Annotated in this window: 17 protein-coding genes; 6 read left to right on the top strand and 11 right to left on the bottom strand. The window is 72.0% G+C overall.

Annotated elements, in window-relative coordinates:
- Positions 1–29: 29 nt before the first annotated feature.
- The 5 genes from ITJ57_RS05945 (at position 30) to ITJ57_RS05925 (ending at position 4,176) form a co-directional block, all read left to right on the top strand.
- Positions 30–884, top strand: coding sequence for a spermidine synthase (locus ITJ57_RS05945; RefSeq protein WP_194669279.1), 855 nt, complete (start codon positions 30–32; stop codon positions 882–884).
- A 2-nt stretch (positions 885–886) separates the two neighbouring features.
- Positions 887–2,110 carry a sorbosone dehydrogenase family protein gene (locus tag ITJ57_RS05940; protein WP_194669278.1) on the top strand — a complete coding sequence of 408 codons (1,224 nt, stop codon included), beginning with the start codon at positions 887–889 and terminating at the stop codon, positions 2,108–2,110.
- 73 nt (positions 2,111–2,183) lie between these two features.
- The gene (locus ITJ57_RS05935) at positions 2,184–2,708 is read left to right on the top strand and encodes a SprT-like domain-containing protein (protein WP_056008258.1); all 525 of its coding nucleotides are present in this window, start codon (positions 2,184–2,186) and stop codon (positions 2,706–2,708) included.
- Positions 2,705–3,268: a DUF1697 domain-containing protein gene (locus tag ITJ57_RS05930; RefSeq protein ID WP_194669277.1), complete on the top strand. Its 564-nt coding sequence runs from the start codon at positions 2,705–2,707 to the stop codon at positions 3,266–3,268. Before ITJ57_RS05935 ends, ITJ57_RS05930 begins: the two co-directional genes overlap by 4 nt.
- Before the next feature lie 86 nt (positions 3,269–3,354).
- Positions 3,355–4,176 carry a tryptophan-rich sensory protein gene (locus ITJ57_RS05925; RefSeq protein ID WP_194669276.1) on the top strand — a complete coding sequence of 274 codons (822 nt, stop codon included), beginning with the start codon at positions 3,355–3,357 and terminating at the stop codon, positions 4,174–4,176.
- Positions 4,177–4,204: 28 nt separating this feature from the next.
- Here the strand turns inward: ITJ57_RS05925 and ITJ57_RS05920 are convergent, their stop codons facing one another.
- The 4 genes from ITJ57_RS05920 to ITJ57_RS05905 form a co-directional block, all read right to left on the bottom strand.
- Positions 4,205–4,708 (bottom strand): DinB family protein, encoded by a 504-nt coding sequence (locus ITJ57_RS05920; RefSeq protein ID WP_194669275.1) that lies wholly within the window; start codon positions 4,706–4,708, stop codon positions 4,205–4,207.
- Positions 4,708–5,010 (bottom strand): DUF427 domain-containing protein, encoded by a 303-nt coding sequence (locus tag ITJ57_RS05915; RefSeq protein ID WP_056008269.1) that lies wholly within the window; start codon positions 5,008–5,010, stop codon positions 4,708–4,710. Before ITJ57_RS05915 ends, ITJ57_RS05920 begins: the two co-directional genes overlap by 1 nt.
- Before the next feature lie 9 nt (positions 5,011–5,019).
- Positions 5,020–5,670 carry a 2-phosphosulfolactate phosphatase gene (locus tag ITJ57_RS05910; RefSeq protein WP_194669274.1) on the bottom strand — a complete coding sequence of 217 codons (651 nt, stop codon included), beginning with the start codon at positions 5,668–5,670 and terminating at the stop codon, positions 5,020–5,022.
- Between the two features lie 195 nt (positions 5,671–5,865).
- Positions 5,866–6,339, bottom strand: a complete 474-nt coding sequence (locus ITJ57_RS05905) for an EVE domain-containing protein (RefSeq protein WP_194669273.1) — start codon at positions 6,337–6,339, stop codon at positions 5,866–5,868.
- A gap of 73 nt (positions 6,340–6,412) precedes the next feature.
- On the opposite strand from ITJ57_RS05905, the gene ITJ57_RS05900 reads away from it, so the two are divergent.
- On the top strand, positions 6,413–6,940 hold the full coding sequence (locus ITJ57_RS05900; protein WP_228506514.1) for a hypothetical protein: 528 nt from the start codon (positions 6,413–6,415) through the stop codon (positions 6,938–6,940).
- Between the two features lie 67 nt (positions 6,941–7,007).
- On the opposite strand, the gene ITJ57_RS05895 is transcribed toward ITJ57_RS05900, so the two are convergent.
- From ITJ57_RS05895 to ITJ57_RS05865, 7 genes are all read right to left on the bottom strand, one after another.
- Positions 7,008–8,528 carry an aldehyde dehydrogenase (NADP(+)) gene (locus ITJ57_RS05895; RefSeq protein WP_194669271.1) on the bottom strand — a complete coding sequence of 507 codons (1,521 nt, stop codon included), beginning with the start codon at positions 8,526–8,528 and terminating at the stop codon, positions 7,008–7,010.
- Positions 8,529–8,554: 26 nt separating this feature from the next.
- Positions 8,555–9,556 (bottom strand): proline racemase family protein, encoded by a 1,002-nt coding sequence (locus ITJ57_RS05890; RefSeq protein ID WP_194669270.1) that lies wholly within the window; start codon positions 9,554–9,556, stop codon positions 8,555–8,557.
- 51 nt (positions 9,557–9,607) lie between these two features.
- Positions 9,608–10,522, bottom strand: a complete 915-nt coding sequence (locus ITJ57_RS05885; protein ID WP_194669269.1) for a dihydrodipicolinate synthase family protein — start codon at positions 10,520–10,522, stop codon at positions 9,608–9,610.
- 41 nt (positions 10,523–10,563) lie between these two features.
- Positions 10,564–12,069 carry an NAD(P)/FAD-dependent oxidoreductase gene (locus ITJ57_RS05880; protein WP_194669268.1) on the bottom strand — a complete coding sequence of 502 codons (1,506 nt, stop codon included), beginning with the start codon at positions 12,067–12,069 and terminating at the stop codon, positions 10,564–10,566.
- Complete coding sequence (locus ITJ57_RS05875) at positions 12,066–12,416, bottom strand: (2Fe-2S)-binding protein (RefSeq protein WP_194669267.1); 351 nt, start codon at positions 12,414–12,416, stop codon at positions 12,066–12,068. Before ITJ57_RS05875 ends, ITJ57_RS05880 begins: the two co-directional genes overlap by 4 nt.
- Positions 12,416–13,612 (bottom strand): FAD-binding oxidoreductase, encoded by a 1,197-nt coding sequence (locus ITJ57_RS05870; protein WP_194669266.1) that lies wholly within the window; start codon positions 13,610–13,612, stop codon positions 12,416–12,418. Before ITJ57_RS05870 ends, ITJ57_RS05875 begins: the two co-directional genes overlap by 1 nt.
- Positions 13,613–13,727: 115 nt before the next feature.
- A complete protein-coding gene (locus tag ITJ57_RS05865) occupies positions 13,728–14,405 on the bottom strand; it encodes a GntR family transcriptional regulator (protein ID WP_194669265.1) in 678 nt (225 codons plus the stop codon).
- Positions 14,406–14,415 lie beyond the last annotated feature (10 nt).

Below are 14,415 nucleotides of genomic sequence, written 5' to 3'. Positions count from 1 at the left end.
TGCTGTTGCGGGAAGTCTAGGCTGGGGGCATGGACGAGGCACAGGTACGACTCGGCGTCAGCGGCTACCTGGCCAGGATCGAGGCAGACCGCTTCGTGCCGGGCACCTATCAGCTGGTGGTCGACGGCACCCCGCAGTCGCACGTCAACCTCGACCAGCCCGACGAGCTCTTCTTCGAGTACGTCCAGCGCATCGGTCACATCATCGACGAGATCGCCGACCCCGGTCAGCCGATCACGGCCGTCCACCTGGGAGCCGGCGCGCTCACCCTCCCCCGCTACGTGGAGGCGACGCGGCCTGGATCGCGGCAGCAGGTCGTCGAACTCGAACGGGAACTCATCGACCTGGTGCGCGAGCACCTGCCCTGGTCGAAGCGGGCGCAGATCCGGGTCCGCTACGGCGACGCCCGGGAGATCGTCGCGAAGCTGCCCCCGGGCCTCCGCGGCACGGTCGACCTCGTGGTCGTGGACATCTTCAGCGGTGCGAACACGCCGGCGCACGTGACGAGCACCGAGTTCTACGCTTCGGCGGTCGAGCTGCTCTCGCCGACCGGCGTGATCGTCGTCAACGTCGCCGACGGCCGTGGCCTGGCGTTCGCCCGTGGGCAGGCGGCCACCCTGTCGGCCTCGGTGGCGCACGTGGCCGCGCTAGCGGAGACGCAGATCCTCAAGGGACGGCGGTTCGGCAACGTCGTCCTCGTCGGCTCGAACACCGCCCTCTCACTCGACTTCCTGCCGCGACTCCTCGCCGCCGGGCCCCACCCTGCCAAAGCGGTCGCGGGTGCTGAACTGCGGGCCTTCATCGCGGGTGCGCAGGTCGTGACGGACGAGACCGCCGTCCCCTCCCCGAACCCCGCCCAGGGCATCTTCCAGACGAAGGGCTGACCATGGCCACCACGCAGACGCCGACACGTCGGGGCCTGCGTGCGCCCGCCGCGCTCTTCACCCTGATCGCCGCTGCGCTGGCACTCGTGGCCTGCACGGAGGCCGACCCCCGATCGCCGGGCACAGCGGCGCTCTCCCCCTCCCCGGTGCCCAGCGAGTCGGCGGCAGCACCAGCGGATCCCGTCGTGCCCGTCGCGCCGACCGGTGCCGCGACCACCGTCGTCGGCGGCCTGGACGCCCCCTGGTCGATGGTGAGGCTCGCCTCCGGCAGCACGCTCGTGAGCCAGCGCGATGCAGGCGACATCCTCGAGCTCGTCAGTGGCGGAGGCGTGCGACAGCTCGGTGTCGTCCCCGGTGTCGCCGCCGGCGGTGAGGGTGGGTTGCTCGGTCTCGCCGTGTTCACCCCGGAACCGTCGACTGCGGACACCACCTGGGTCTACGCCTACCTCACGACGGCCTCCGACAACCGCATCGTGCGGATGCCGCTCACCGGCGAGGCCGGCTCGTACGCCCTCGGCGCGGTCGAGGAGGTGCTCGTGGGCATCCCGCGTGCCGGCAACCACAACGGCGGGCGCATCGCGTTCGGCCCGGACGGCATGCTCTACGCCACCGCCGGTGACGCCGGCGACCGGAATCTTGCGCAGGACGGCGACAGCCTCGGCGGCAAGATCCTCCGGCTCACCCCGGAGGGGCAGGTACCGCCGGACAACCCCTTCCCCGGCTCACCCGTCTACTCCGTCGGACACCGCAACCCGCAGGGTCTCGCCTGGGATCGCGACGGCGGACTCTGGGCCAGCGAATTCGGGCAGAACACCTGGGACGAACTCAACCGCATCACGCCCGGCGGCAACTACGGTTGGCCGATCGCCGAAGGGATCGCCGGAGCGGACGGCATGATCGACCCGGTCGCGCAGTGGGCCACCGAGGACGCCAGCCCGAGCGGCCTGGTGATCGTCGACGACACGATCTTCATGGCGTCCCTCCGCGGCGAGCGCCTGTACGGGATCACCGACGGCGTGCACGTGCCGGCCGGGAGCACGACCCTCGTCGGCGTCGTCGACGCCGTCCCCTACCTCGTCGGCGAGTTCGGGAGGATCCGCGACGTCGTCGCCGGCCCGCCCGGGACGGTCTGGATCCTCACCAACAACACGGACGGCCGCGGTTCGCCTGGTGCCGACGACGACCGGATCCTCAAGCTCCCCCTCGAGCCACTCCCACCGCGTTGACCGGTTCTCGCCACGCGGTTGGAAGGCCCGGTTCCTGCCCGGTCGTGTCGGTCGCCGGGGGTACCATCCAGGCATGGCAGAACTGAGTCGGGTGACGGCGTGGGCACAGGCCCTCATCGTGCTGCACCTCGACCCGGCGGTGTGGACCTTCGGATTCGACAACGCGAAGCGCCGAGCCGGTCTCTGCAACTTCACGACGAAGCGGATCACCGTCTCCCGGTACCTCGCCGCCCGCTACGACGACGACGAGATCCACCAGATCCTCCTGCACGAGGTCGCCCACGCGCTCGCCGGGGCACGGGCCGGGCACGGACCCAAGTGGCGCAAGGTCGCCGAAGAACTCGGCTACGAGGGGTCACGACTCCACGAGGGCCAGACCGCGGACGAGCTCGCCCCCTGGGTGGGCACCTGCCCGTCCGGACACGTCCTGTACCGGCACCGGCGTCCGAGCCGCGCCACCTCCTGTGGCAAGTGCTCGCGCTCGTACGACGAACGGTTCCTCCTCAGCTGGGTGCACCGCGAGGTCACCCCCGCGATGCGCCGTCGCGCGGCCGCGTTCGACGGATCGACCCCGAACGACCCGGCCGTCGGGTCGTGACGGTCGACGCGGCCCGCACCGACCGCTGGATCGCGCTCCTGCGCGGGGTGAACGTCGGCGGTGTCACGATCCGCTCGACGGACCTCGCCGAGGTGTTCCGCTCGATCGGGTGCACGGAGGTGCGCACCGTCCTCGCGAGCGGCAACGTGGTCTTCACCGACCCTGGGCACGCACCCGGCGCCGCGACGACCGACACCCGCGGCGCGCTCAAACTCCGCATCGAGCAGGCCCTGGCCGACGCCTTCGGCTACGAGGCCTGGATCGTCCTCAGCCATCAGCGTGTGCTCGCCGACGTCGTCGCGGCCTATCCCTGGCCGGAGACCGAGCAGGTCCAGCCGTACGTCATGTTCTCCTCGGAGCAGGCCTCCCTCGACGCCCTGCTGGCGTTCGCCGCGACGGCCGGCCAGCCCGACCAGGTCTCCCCCGGCGCCGGCGTCCTCTACTGGGAGGTTCCGAAGGGCTCGAGCACCGACACCCCGTTCGCGAAGGAGTCGTCCAAGGCCAGGTTCAAGCCGCACCTCACCACGCGCAACCTGCGGACGCTGCGCAAGCTCCTCTGAGCCCCTGACGCAAGCCCCATCGAGGTACCCTCAGGTGGCGTACGCTGAATTGATCAGCCAGCTGCACAATTCTGGAGGCACGCGTCATGACCGGCACCGAACGACCCACCACCGCGGACCGCCTCCGCCAGAGCGCCGTCGCCGTCAGCGCGGTCCTCGCGATCATCGGCTCGTACCTCGGGTCGGGAGCTGCCGGTGGCACGCAGATCCAGAACGCCGCGAACGGAGCCCTGAGCGCCTCGTCGACCCCGATCGCCCCCGACGGGCCGGCGTTCTCCATCTGGGGCGTCATCTACCTCGGGCTCGTCGCCTACGCGGTCTGGCAGTTCCTGCCCACGCAGACGACCCGCACGCGCCACCGTCGTCTCGGCTCCTGGGTCGTGGCGAGCCTGCTGCTGAACGCCGCGTGGATCCTCGTCGTGCAGGCCGGGCTCCTGATCCTCAGCGTGTTCGTGATCGTCGCGCTCCTCGGCGTCCTGGCGCGCATCTTCGTGATCGTGCTCCGCACCCGGCCGAGCGGCGTTGCCGACGCGATCATCACCGACGGCACGATGGGCCTCTACCTCGGTTGGGTGTGCGTCGCGACGGCGGCGAACCTCACCGCGGCGCTCGTCGGATCCGGGATCGGGAGTGCTGACGGGCCCGCCGCCGGAATCTGGGCGATCGTCGTCCTCGCGGTCGCCGGCGCGGTCGGGGTCCTGCTCGCGGTCGTCGGTCGTGGACGCATCGCGCCGATGCTGTCACTCTGCTGGGGCCTCGCCTGGGTGGCCGTCGGCCGGTTCACCGGTGAACTGCTTTCGACCGAGGCGGGCGTCGCGGCGTCGATCGCCGCGGTCGTGGTCGCCGTCGTCACCGTGGCCGTCCGGATCTCGCGCGGACGCGATCGCTCGACGCTCGTCAGCGCCTGACGCGCCGCAGCTCGGCGGCCGCGGGCCGCTACTCGCCCGTGCGGCCGTCGAGCAGTTCGCGGAGGACGTCGAGGTGGCCGAGGTGCCTGGCGGTCTCCTCGACCATGTGGAGTTCGATCCACCGCAGCGTGAACCGTTGGTCGTTCCCCCGGCAGACGTCGTCGAGTCCGTATCGGGACGCCACCTCGCGGGACTCCGCACACGCCGCCTCGTAGTCCGCGATGATCCCGGCCAGGCTGTCCTCGGCCGTCACCCGCCACTCGCCGTCGGGGTCGTCGTCGGTCCACCGCGCAGGGACGTCGGACTGACCGTCCATGTCCTCGCGGAACCAACTGCGCTCGACATCGGCGAGATGTCGGATGACGCCCGACACCGTCGTGATGCTCGGCAGCAGTCGTTTGGCCGCGAGTTCGTCGGTGAGTCCGCGCGCCTTCCAGACGATGCTGGCGCGCTGGAGATCGAGGAACCCCTCGATCGTCTCGCGTTCACCCCCGCGCTCAGGCGGCTGCGGGCGGTCGCCCCAGTCGGCCATCAGTCGACGACCGTGACCTCGTTCCCGAACGCGACATAGCCTGAGAAGTCCTTGCCGACGCGGTCGAACGCCGTCGGATACGGGGTCGGGTACGACCAGGCGACATCGGGCTTGACCTCGCCACCGTCGGTGACGCCCCAGTACTGGGCGTCACCCTTCCACGGGCAGTGGTACTGGGTGTCGGTCTCGACGAAGCGCTCCCGGTTGAGGCTCGACGGCGGGAAGTACCAGTTGCCCTCGATCTTGATGAGCTCCGATTCGGGGGCTTCGGCGAGGACGGTGGTTCCGAGGAGTGCGCGCATGGCCAGAGACTACGCCCGGAACACGGCTCCGTCCAGGACCGGGACGACGCTTGACACGTCGACCTCGCGCGCGGCCTGCACGTGCTGCGGGTGGCCGGACTGGGCGAGCTGCTGGGCCGTCGCCGAGGCCGACAGGAGGTGACCGACGCCGTTGCGCAGGCCCTCGAAGGCGGCGGCAGCAGCAGCAGCTTCCGGCGAGGTGAAGTCGATGCCGCGGAGCCCGAGCGCCTCGATCACGGCGCCGGCGCCGAAGAGGTCCTCGACGGCGAACCGCGTCTCGGCCGTGTCGTCGAGTTCTCCGACCGCGATGACGACGATGCTCGTGCGCCGGCCGAGTTCGGCCTGCTTCGCGATGATCCAGTCCGCGACCGCCGAGCGGTTGCGGAGGCACGCTGCGACGACCGTCGCACCGGTGTCGGCGAGGAGCGCGGCGATCTGCGCGGTCTCGCCCCGATCGTCGAGCGCGGAGGCCGCGACCGTCTCGCCGGCGCTCACCCGCTGCTCGAGGGAGGTGGTCGCGTGGAGCACGTCGACCACGACCGCGACGTCCGCCGTCTCGACCCGGCCGGCTCCCGCGACGCCCCAGTCGAACCGGACCTGGTACTTGGTCTGCGCGAAGGGCGGGTGGACGGGCGGCGGTGTGGCGGCTGCGGTACTCACCCGTTCATCGTATCCAGCCGACCCGATCCGCCCCACGAGTGTTGCGTCCGAAGACCTCCCCGGGGTGGGCGCCGGCGCGGTGCGCTGACGTGAGCGCGGGCCACCGGACGTGAGCGCGGGTCTCCAGAGGGGCGCGCTCACGCGACAGACCCGCGGTGACGTCAGCGCACCGCGCTGGCGCCGGGAGAGGCAGGGTCAGCGGGAGGCGGTGGGGAACCGACGGTCGTCGGGGTGGGGTGGGCGCATCTCGGTGCGGATGAGTTCGAAGTCGTGGCGGCTGAGCTCGATGAGCCCACGCCGGAGCTGGATGCCCCAGTCACGGGTGAAGCTCGTGAAGTCGAGCAGCGCCAGCATCGGCCGGATGGGCGTCTCCACGGCGTCCGGGTACCAGTCGACGCTCCGACGCCACGGACGCCAATCCGCACCGTCGGGACGCGGCACCGCGGCCTGGTACACGGTGTCGTCGGCGATCCGACCGATCGCGGTGAACGCCTTCAACGGCGGGCCGTCCGGTGTGCTGACCCGCGGCGAGTAGTAGACGATCCCGTCGGACTCGCGCATCTGCTCGAGGCCGCCGCGCTGCCCGTGGTTGATCTGCAGGAAGCCGTGCCGGACCCCGAGGACGACGTGATCCCGCTGGATCACGCCCAGCCAGTACCGGATCGCCATAGGCACAGTCTTCCCTACCGGCGCACCCCCTGCAGCCGCCGAGCCGCACATGCGACACTGAGGCATGCGCGTGATGCTGAAACTCGTCCTGGACTGTGATGTCGACGTCGCCTGGCGGGCGCTCCGTTCCCCGGCCGTCCTCCGGGAGCTGTACAGCCCGATGATGGGGCTCGAGGCGCTGGACGCCGCCGGCTTCCCGACCGTCTGGGAACCGGGAGCGCACCGCGTTCGGGTGAAGGCCGCCGGCGCCGTACCGCTCGGCGACCAGATCATCGACCTGGAGTTCCTCGAACGCCGCGACGGCACCCGTATCCTCCACGATCAGGGCGACCCGATCACCGGGCCCCTCAGCAAGCTCGCCGGCTGGGACCACCAGATGGCCGTCTCGCGCGACAAGCACGACCCGACGAAGACGCTGTACCGCGACCGCCTCGTGATCACCGGCGCCATCGCCCCGCTCTACTGGTACCCGCTCTGGGCGACGTGGCAGTGGCGCGGCGCCCGCATCAAGGCGCTCGCCCCCACCTGGGCCTACGACCCGCCGCTCCCCGGTGACGAGGAGGACGACGAGGTCGGTGCCACGGTCGAAGGCGCCATCTAGCCGTAGGAGCTGACCGGGCGGCCGGGCCATCAGGCTCCGATCACCCGGCCGACCGCGCCGCCACGGATCAGGCCGTCGCGGCCTCGCCCCACTGCTTCGATGCGCCGGCGGGCGCCACGGCCGCCGGGATCCCGACGGCGTCGCTGCGCAACACCGCCGGCAGGAACCGGTCCGGCATGTTCTGGAACGCGACCGGCCGCAGGAAGCGGGTGATCGCCGCCGTCCCGACCGAGGTGCTGGAGTCGTTCGTCGTGGCCGGCCACGGTCCGCCGTGCTGCATTGCCGGCGTGACGGCCACCCCGGTCGGCCACCCGCCGAAGAGCACCCGACCGGCGTGAGCCGACAACTGCCCGACGAGCTCCACGAGGTCGTCGCTCGTCTCCTCAGCGCCGGCGTGGAGGGTCGCGGTCAGGTTGCCCTCGCAGAACTCCGCCACGAGCGGCGCGAGCGGGGCGCCGGCCGGGACCTCGACGAGGATCGACAGCGGCCCGAACGCCTCGTCGAGCAAGCGGTCGCGGCCGGTCCGCAGGGCGTCGACGGACACGGCGACGATCGTCGGCGTGGCCCAGCCGTCACCGTCGGCGTCGATCCGCAGCGAGCCCTCCGCGATGACGCGGACGCCGGGGGTACCAAGGATCGTGTCGCGGCGCTCGGCGTATCCGGCGGTGATGCGGTCGTTCAGGAGGCGGTGCTCCGGCACGGCCGCGGCCGCGGTCCGGATCGTGTCGTCGAGGCCCGCGGCCTCCGGCAGGTAGACGAACCCGGGCTTCGTGCAGAGCTGTCCAGCCGAGCCCGCGACGCTCCCGACGAACCCCGTCGCGATCGCCTCGCCCGACTCCTCCACAGCTTGCCCGGTGACGAAGACCGGGTTCACACTGCCGAGCTCGCCGAAGAACGGGATCGGGACCGGCCGAGCAGCCGCGATGTCGGCGAGGATGCGGCCGGCGCGGAGTGAACCCGTGAACGAGCCCGCGCGCACGCGCTCGTCGCGCAGAGCCGTCACGCCGGCGTCCTGGCCGACGATGGTCTGGAAGACGCCTTCGGGAGCCCCGCTCGCCCGCAGGGCGTCCTCGACGACGGCGGCGGTCGCGAGCGAGAGCCCGGGGTGCCCGTCGTGGACCTTGAGGATGACCGGGCAGCCGGCTGCGAGGATCGCCGCGGTGTCGCCGCCCGCCACCGAGAAGGCGAACGGGAAGTTGCTCGCGGCGAAGTTCAGCACCGGACCGAGCGGCACGAGGACGCGCCGCAGCTCGGGACGCGCGCCGAGGGCGAAGTCGGGGTCGGCCTCGTCGATGCGGACGTCGAGGTACGAACCGTCGACGACCGTGTCGGCGAAGAGGCGCAGCTGCACGGCGGTGCGCAGGAGTTCTCCGCGCAGGCGAGCCTCGGCGAGGCCCGTCTCCCGCATCCCGACGGGGACGAGCTCGTCGGCGTGCGCGAGCAACGCGTCCGCGACGGCGACGAGCGCGCGGGCACGCGTGGTGGAGGGCGTCGCGGCCCACGCGGGTGCGGCGGTCGCAGCGGCAGCCAGCACGGCCTCGAGCTCGTCGGGGGTCGTCTCGGTGGCGGGGGTGGGGGTGGTCGACATGTGATCCTCCGGGATCGTGGAGCGGGTCAGAACTGGAAGCCGGTCGGGAACGGGTCGGCGGGGTCGAGCAGGTACGAGCCGATGCCCGTGACCCAAGCCCGACCCGAGATGGTGGGGATCACCGCCGGTCGGCCCGCGACCGTCGTCTCGGCGATGAGGCGGCCGGTGAAGCGGCTGCCGATGAAGGACTCGTTGACGAAGTCCTGGTGCAGCGGCAGCTCGCCGCGAGCCCAGAGTTCGGCCATGCGCGCCGAGGTGCCGGTGCCACACGGTGAGCGGTCGAACCACCCGGGGAAGATCGCCATCGCGTGCCGGGACAGCACGGCGTCGGAGCCCGGCGCGATGAACTCGACGTGGTGGCAATGGTCGAGCCCCTCGATCTCCGGGTGCACTGGCGGTGCCTGCTCGTTGATCGCGGCCATGATCCGCAGGCCGGCGTCGAGGATGTCCTGCTGCCGGTCGCGGCCGAACGGCAGACCGACGGCGTCGAGGTCGACCATGGCGTAGAAGTTGCCCCCGAAGGCGAGGCTGTAGGGCACGGTGCCGAGCCCTGGCACCTCGATGACGGCGTCCAGGCGCTCGACGTAGCTCGGCACGTTCTCGATCGTGACGCGGTCGGCGTGTCCGTCGCTCACGTCGACCCGGGCGATGACGAGGCCGGCGGGGGTGTCGAGCCGGATCGTCGTCACCGGCTCGACCACCTCCACCATGCCGGTCTCGACGAGGACCGTGGCGACCCCGATCGTGCCGTGCCCGCACATCGGCAGGCACCCGGACACCTCGATGTATACGACACCCCAGTCGCAGTCCGCGCGCGTCGAGGGCTGCAGGATCGCACCGCTCATCGCCGCATGACCGCGCGGCTCGTTCATGAGGAACAGCCGGAGGTCGTCCAGGTGCTCCATGAAGTGCAGCCGTTTGTCGTTCATCGTCGCGCCGGGGATCACGCCGACCCCGCCGGTGACGACGCGGGTCGGCATGCCCTCGGTGTGCGAGTCGACCGCACTGATCATGCGGGAGGACTTCATCGGGTGCTCCTCGGTGCTCGGGTGTCCAGGTGTTCGGCGTTCCGCGTGCTGTTAGCGGGCGGCGAGGTAGTCGAGCGCGCGGCGCGTCTGCGTCGTCACCTGCTCCGTCTGCAGCGCGGTGAGCGGACCGCGCGGCGGCCGCGTCGGTCCACCGTAGCTCTCGCCGGCGATGTCGATCGACAGCTTGATGGCCTGCACGAACTCGGTCTTCGAGTCCCAGCCGAAGACGGGCACGAGCTCCCGGTACAGGGTGCGGGCCTCGTCCACCCGGCCGGAGGTGACGAGCGTGTACAGCTCGACCGCTTCGCGCGGGAACGCGTTGGGGTACCCGGCGAACCAGCCGACGGCACCGGCGACGAGAGACTCGAAGAGGAGGTCGTCGGCTCCGGCGATGACGTCGAGGTCGGTCTTGTCCTGGATCTCCAGCACCCGACGGATGTCCGCCGAGAACTCCTTCACCGCGACGACGTGCTCGAGCTTCGCGAGCTCGACGAGGAGGTCGGGCGTGAGGTCGACCTTGGTGTCGATGGGGTTGTTGTAGGCCATGATCGGCAGGCCGACCTCGTTGACGCGGCTGTAGTGCTCGATGACCTCGTCGTCGTTGGCCCGGTAGATCGTGGGCGGCAGGAGCAGGACACCGTCGGCGCCGTCCTCCTTGGCGTACTCGGCCCACTGCTGCGCCTGGTGCCAGCCCACGCCGTGCACACCGGCGACGACGAGTCCGCGGTCACCGACGGTGTCGACGGCGACCTGGATCACCTTGCGACGCTCCGCGTCCGTGAGCGAGGAGTACTCGCCGAGGGAGCCGTTCGGGCCGACGCCGCGGCAGCCGTTCTCGATGAGCCAGTTGCAGTGCTCGGCGAAGCGGTCGTAGTCGACGGCCAGGCCGGCGGGGGCTGACGCGTCCTCCTTGAACGCGAGGGTGGTCGCGACGATGACGCCGCCGAGGTCGAACTGCTGGGCCATGGGTGGTTCCTTTCCGAGGGTGTGACGCGGCGACCGGTCGGTCAGCCGAGGGGTTCGGTCGACGGGGTCGACGTCGGTTCAAGCGGGGCGGATTCCGGCCCGTGCGCGGCGAGTTCGCCGATGCGGATCGGGGAGGCGATGGGCCGGCGGTCGCTCGAGACGCCGTCGATGAGCCCGTCGCCGCCGGACTCACGGGCGACGCGGTGCAGCAGCTCCTCGACCGTCCGGCCGCACATCCGGCCCTGGCAGATCCCGAGGCCCGCGCGCGTGCTGAGCTTCAGCGAGCGCAGGCCGGTCGCGCAGGTGGCGGTCGCCGTGCCGCGGAGGGCACCGTGGTCGACCTCCTCGCAGCGGCAGATGGTGGTGTCGTCCTCGAGCCAGTCGCTCCACCCCTCGCGGATGCCGTGCGCCCGTTCGAGGCGTTCGGTGAAGGCGAGGAAGGTGTCGCGACGGCTCACAGCCGAGCGGATACCGGAGGCTCCGGGCAGACCGCCGGCGGCCGCGTGCCCAGCGATGGCGCCTTCCGCGAGCGCCGCGTCGACCCCGCCGATGCCGGTGATCTCCCCGGCCGCGAAGACGGTCGGGACACTCGTCCGCTGCTCGGCGTCGACCTCGACGAACCGGGTCGGGGTGAGGGCGCAGCCGGCGGCGATCGCGAGTTCGAGCCGCGGCGTGAAGCCGTGACTCACGCACACGGCGTCGGCCTCGATGGTGCGCTCGGTGCCGGGGATCGGCGACCAGTCGGCGTCGACGGCCGCGATGGTGACCCGTTCGACCCGCTCGGTGCCGTGTGCGGCGACGACGGCGTGACCGACGCGGTACGGGATCCGGTGCCGGAGGTGGCCGCCGACGTAGCCGATGAGCTCGCCGACCTTCCCGGTGACGCCGAGCAGCTGCCAGGGCTTCGGGAGCCAGCCGGCGGCGAGTCCGCCGAGGGTCGTGGCCTCGTAGACGCCGAGGACGCGCGATCCGGTCGCGGTGAGGGACGCGGCGACCGGCAGGAGGAACGGTCCGGCACCCGCGACGACGACCCGCTGACCGACGGCTACGCGCTCGCCCTTCGCGAGGGCCTGGGCGGCACCTGCCGAGAACACGCCGGGGAGGTCCCAGCCCGGGAACGGCAGGGTGCGGTCGTGCGCCCCGGTGGCGAGGACGAGCGCGTCCGGCCGGAGGGTGAGCGGCGTGCGGTCGGCGCCGTCCGGCGGGCCGACGAGGACGTGCAGGCGCAGCCCGGTCACCGTGGCGTCGTCGGCGGGGGCGTCGCGGTCGACATCGATCGCCCACACCTGGGCCTCGGTCACGACCGTGCAGCCCGCATCGGCGTCGAGCGCGGCGCGCATGGCGAGGAAGCGCTCGAAGCCGTGGTGCAGGGACGCCTCGGCGGCGGACGGACGGCTCGCCGGCAGGTGCCGCCAGTACTGACCGCCGAGTTCGTCGGAGGCGTCGAGGAGCGTCACGGTCGCACCCAGCGCTCGGGCAGCGAGGGCGGCCTGTAGCCCGGCCGGGCCGGCTCCGACCACGACGACGTCGCGCTGCCGGGCGCTCATGATCGGCCCTCGAGCGGGTCGGGCTCGGACACGGGGCGGGGCAGGGCGTCGTGCTGGGTCTCGATACGGTCGCCGTCGCTCGCCCGACGCTGGCAGGCCCGCACGTCCCGCTGGCCGTTCACCGTGACGATGCAGTCGAAGCACACGCCGATGCCGCAGAACACGCCGCGGGGCTTCCCGGAACCGCTCGTTCGACGCCAGGCCAGGACGCCGGAACCGAGCAGGACGCCGGCGATCGTCTGGCCCCGGAGGCCGTCGACAGGGGTGCCGTCGAGCTCGACCCGCACCGCGTCCTCCGTACCCGGCACGATGCGGTCGCTCGTGGCCGGCAGTCGTCTCGAGACCATCAGGCGACCTCCGCCGCTCGGTCGACGCCGAGGTGGGCCACGAGCCCCTGGCGGTCGAGTTGGAAGGGGGTGTCGTCGAGGGCCGCGGCTCCGCCGAGGAGTCGGGCGGCGATGAGTTCCGCCGTCGCGAGGGCGAGGCCGATGCCGGCGCCCTCGTGGCCGGTGGCGTGCCAGAGGCCGGCGACGCGGTGGTCCGGGCCGATGACCGGGAGGTGATCGGGCATGTACGGGCGGAACCCGCCGTAGCTGCGCATCACCGAGGCGTCGCGGAGGAACGGGAAGAGGCGCAGGGACTTGGCGGCGACCTCGCGGAGCACGTCGACGTCGAGCCGGGCGTCGAAGCCGATCTGCTGCCGGCTCGACCCGATGAGGACGGTCCCTGCGGCCGTCGACTCGACGACGCTCGAGGTCTGGAGCGACGCGTCGCTCGACTGGGTGGCGCCGAAGTAGTCGCCGTCGTAGACCTTGTGGTGGACGCGGTGCGGCATGCGCGTCGTGACGAGGACCATGCCGCGGCGGGGACGGACCGGGACGGGGGCGCCGAGCACCGCGCCGACCTCCGCCGACCACGGGCCGGCACAGACGAGGACCACGTCGGCCGACACATCGCCGGCGGAGGTCCGGACGCCCGTGAGCCGACCGGTCGCACTCCGGAGGCCACCCGTGACCGCGACCCCGGTCCGGACGACCGCGCCTGCCAGCCGCGCCGACGCCAGCAGGGCCTCGGTCGCGATGACCGGCTGGACCTGGGCGTCCTCCGGGTAGTGGACGGCGGCGGTCGACGCCCGGGTGATCGACGGTTCGGCGGCGAGCAGCTCCGCCTCGCTGAGCGGCCTGGCGTCGACCCCGGCGGTGCGCTGCGCGGCGGCGAAGTCGAGCAGTGGTTGCGCGCCGGCCTCGGTGGTGGCGACGACGATCCCGCCCTTGCGCTCGAACTCGACGCTCGGGAAGGTCGGTCCGAGTTCGTCCGTGAGCTCCGCGGTGACGACGGGCCAGAGCCGCGACGCGTACCTGGCGAGGTCGAGTTCCGGGCCGGGGCCTTTGTCGGAGACGAGGAGGTTCCCCTCGCCGGCACCGCTCGTCCCACCGGCAGCGGCCGACCGGTCCAGCACGACCACCTCGGCGCCGCGACGGGCGAGGATCCGCCCGCAGGCCGCACCGACGATGCCGGCGCCGACGACGACGATGCGGGTCATGGGCGGTCCTTTCGATCGATGCGGGAAGGCCTGATCAGTAATGTGTCACACATTCATCGGCGGGGCAAGCGTGCGATGCAGCCGGACCCGTCCGGACGGCGAGAGGGTCGTCGCCCTACTCGGCGTCGGACTCCGGCTTGCCCGCCCACCAGCCCGTGGTGTGGCCGATGTGGCGGTGCATGAGGTCGCGGGCTGCCGCGCCGTCGCCGCGTTCGAGGGTGTCGAGGAGTTCGTGGTGCTCGGCCGCGGAGCGGTCGAGCTGCTGGGAATCGAGCATGGCCGACAGCCCCACCAGTCGGGTGCGCCCGCGGAGGTCCTCGACGAGCTCGACCAGCAGCGGGTTGCCGAGCATGGCCGTGAGCGCGAGATGGAAGGCCTGATCGGCCTCCAGGTACCGCGTCAGGTCGCCGTCGCGTGCGCCGGCCACGATGGCGTCGGCCTGACGACGCAGCTCGGGCAGGGACGTCGGCTCGAACGTCCCGGCGAGCCGCTCCATCGCCGGCGGCTCCAACAGCTGCCGGATCTCGGCGGTGTTGCGGAGGGCCGCCTCGCTGACCACGGTGACCCGGAAGCCCTTGTTGCGCACGGCCTCCACGAAGTCGCGCTTCTCGAGGTCGAGCATGGCCTCGCGCACGGGCGTCGCCGAGACGTTGAACTGCACCGCGAGGGTCGGCACCGAGAGCATCGTGCCCGGCGCGAGCTCGCCCGAGATGATCGCGGCAGACACCGCCCGCTCCACCTGTGCTCGCAGGCTCAACCGCTGCTCGGCCGGCCGGATCGCCGTCATGCTCATCGCGACTCCC

The organism is Plantibacter sp. VKM Ac-2880 (assembly GCF_015351235.1).
Classification (GTDB): Bacteria; Actinomycetota; Actinomycetes; order Actinomycetales; family Microbacteriaceae; genus Plantibacter.
Note: the sequence above shows the minus strand (reverse complement) of the source record. Positions and strands in the feature narration are given on the sequence as shown.

Bases quoted from the DNA above. Each gene is read 5' to 3' on its own strand.
- ITJ57_RS05945 (WP_194669279.1), top strand. From the start codon at position 30: ATGGACGAGGCACAGGTACGACTCGGCGTCAGCGGCTACCTGGCCAGG.
- ITJ57_RS05940 (WP_194669278.1), top strand. From the start codon at position 887: ATGGCCACCACGCAGACGCCGACACGTCGGGGCCTGCGTGCGCCCGCC.
- ITJ57_RS05935 (WP_056008258.1), top strand. From the start codon at position 2,184: ATGGCAGAACTGAGTCGGGTGACGGCGTGGGCACAGGCCCTCATCGTG.
- ITJ57_RS05925 (WP_194669276.1), top strand. From the start codon at position 3,355: ATGACCGGCACCGAACGACCCACCACCGCGGACCGCCTCCGCCAGAGC.
- ITJ57_RS05920 (WP_194669275.1), bottom strand. From the start codon at position 4,708: ATGGCCGACTGGGGCGACCGCCCGCAGCCGCCTGAGCGCGGGGGTGAA.
- ITJ57_RS05915 (WP_056008269.1), bottom strand. From the start codon at position 5,010: ATGCGCGCACTCCTCGGAACCACCGTCCTCGCCGAAGCCCCCGAATCG.
- ITJ57_RS05905 (WP_194669273.1), bottom strand. From the start codon at position 6,339: ATGGCGATCCGGTACTGGCTGGGCGTGATCCAGCGGGATCACGTCGTC.
- ITJ57_RS05900 (WP_228506514.1), top strand. From the start codon at position 6,413: ATGCTGAAACTCGTCCTGGACTGTGATGTCGACGTCGCCTGGCGGGCG.
- ITJ57_RS05895 (WP_194669271.1), bottom strand. From the start codon at position 8,528: ATGTCGACCACCCCCACCCCCGCCACCGAGACGACCCCCGACGAGCTC.
- ITJ57_RS05890 (WP_194669270.1), bottom strand. From the start codon at position 9,556: ATGAAGTCCTCCCGCATGATCAGTGCGGTCGACTCGCACACCGAGGGC.
- ITJ57_RS05885 (WP_194669269.1), bottom strand. From the start codon at position 10,522: ATGGCCCAGCAGTTCGACCTCGGCGGCGTCATCGTCGCGACCACCCTC.
- ITJ57_RS05880 (WP_194669268.1), bottom strand. From the start codon at position 12,069: ATGAGCGCCCGGCAGCGCGACGTCGTCGTGGTCGGAGCCGGCCCGGCC.
- ITJ57_RS05875 (WP_194669267.1), bottom strand. From the start codon at position 12,416: ATGGTCTCGAGACGACTGCCGGCCACGAGCGACCGCATCGTGCCGGGT.
- ITJ57_RS05870 (WP_194669266.1), bottom strand. From the start codon at position 13,612: ATGACCCGCATCGTCGTCGTCGGCGCCGGCATCGTCGGTGCGGCCTGC.
- ITJ57_RS05865 (WP_194669265.1), bottom strand. From the start codon at position 14,405: ATGAGCATGACGGCGATCCGGCCGGCCGAGCAGCGGTTGAGCCTGCGA.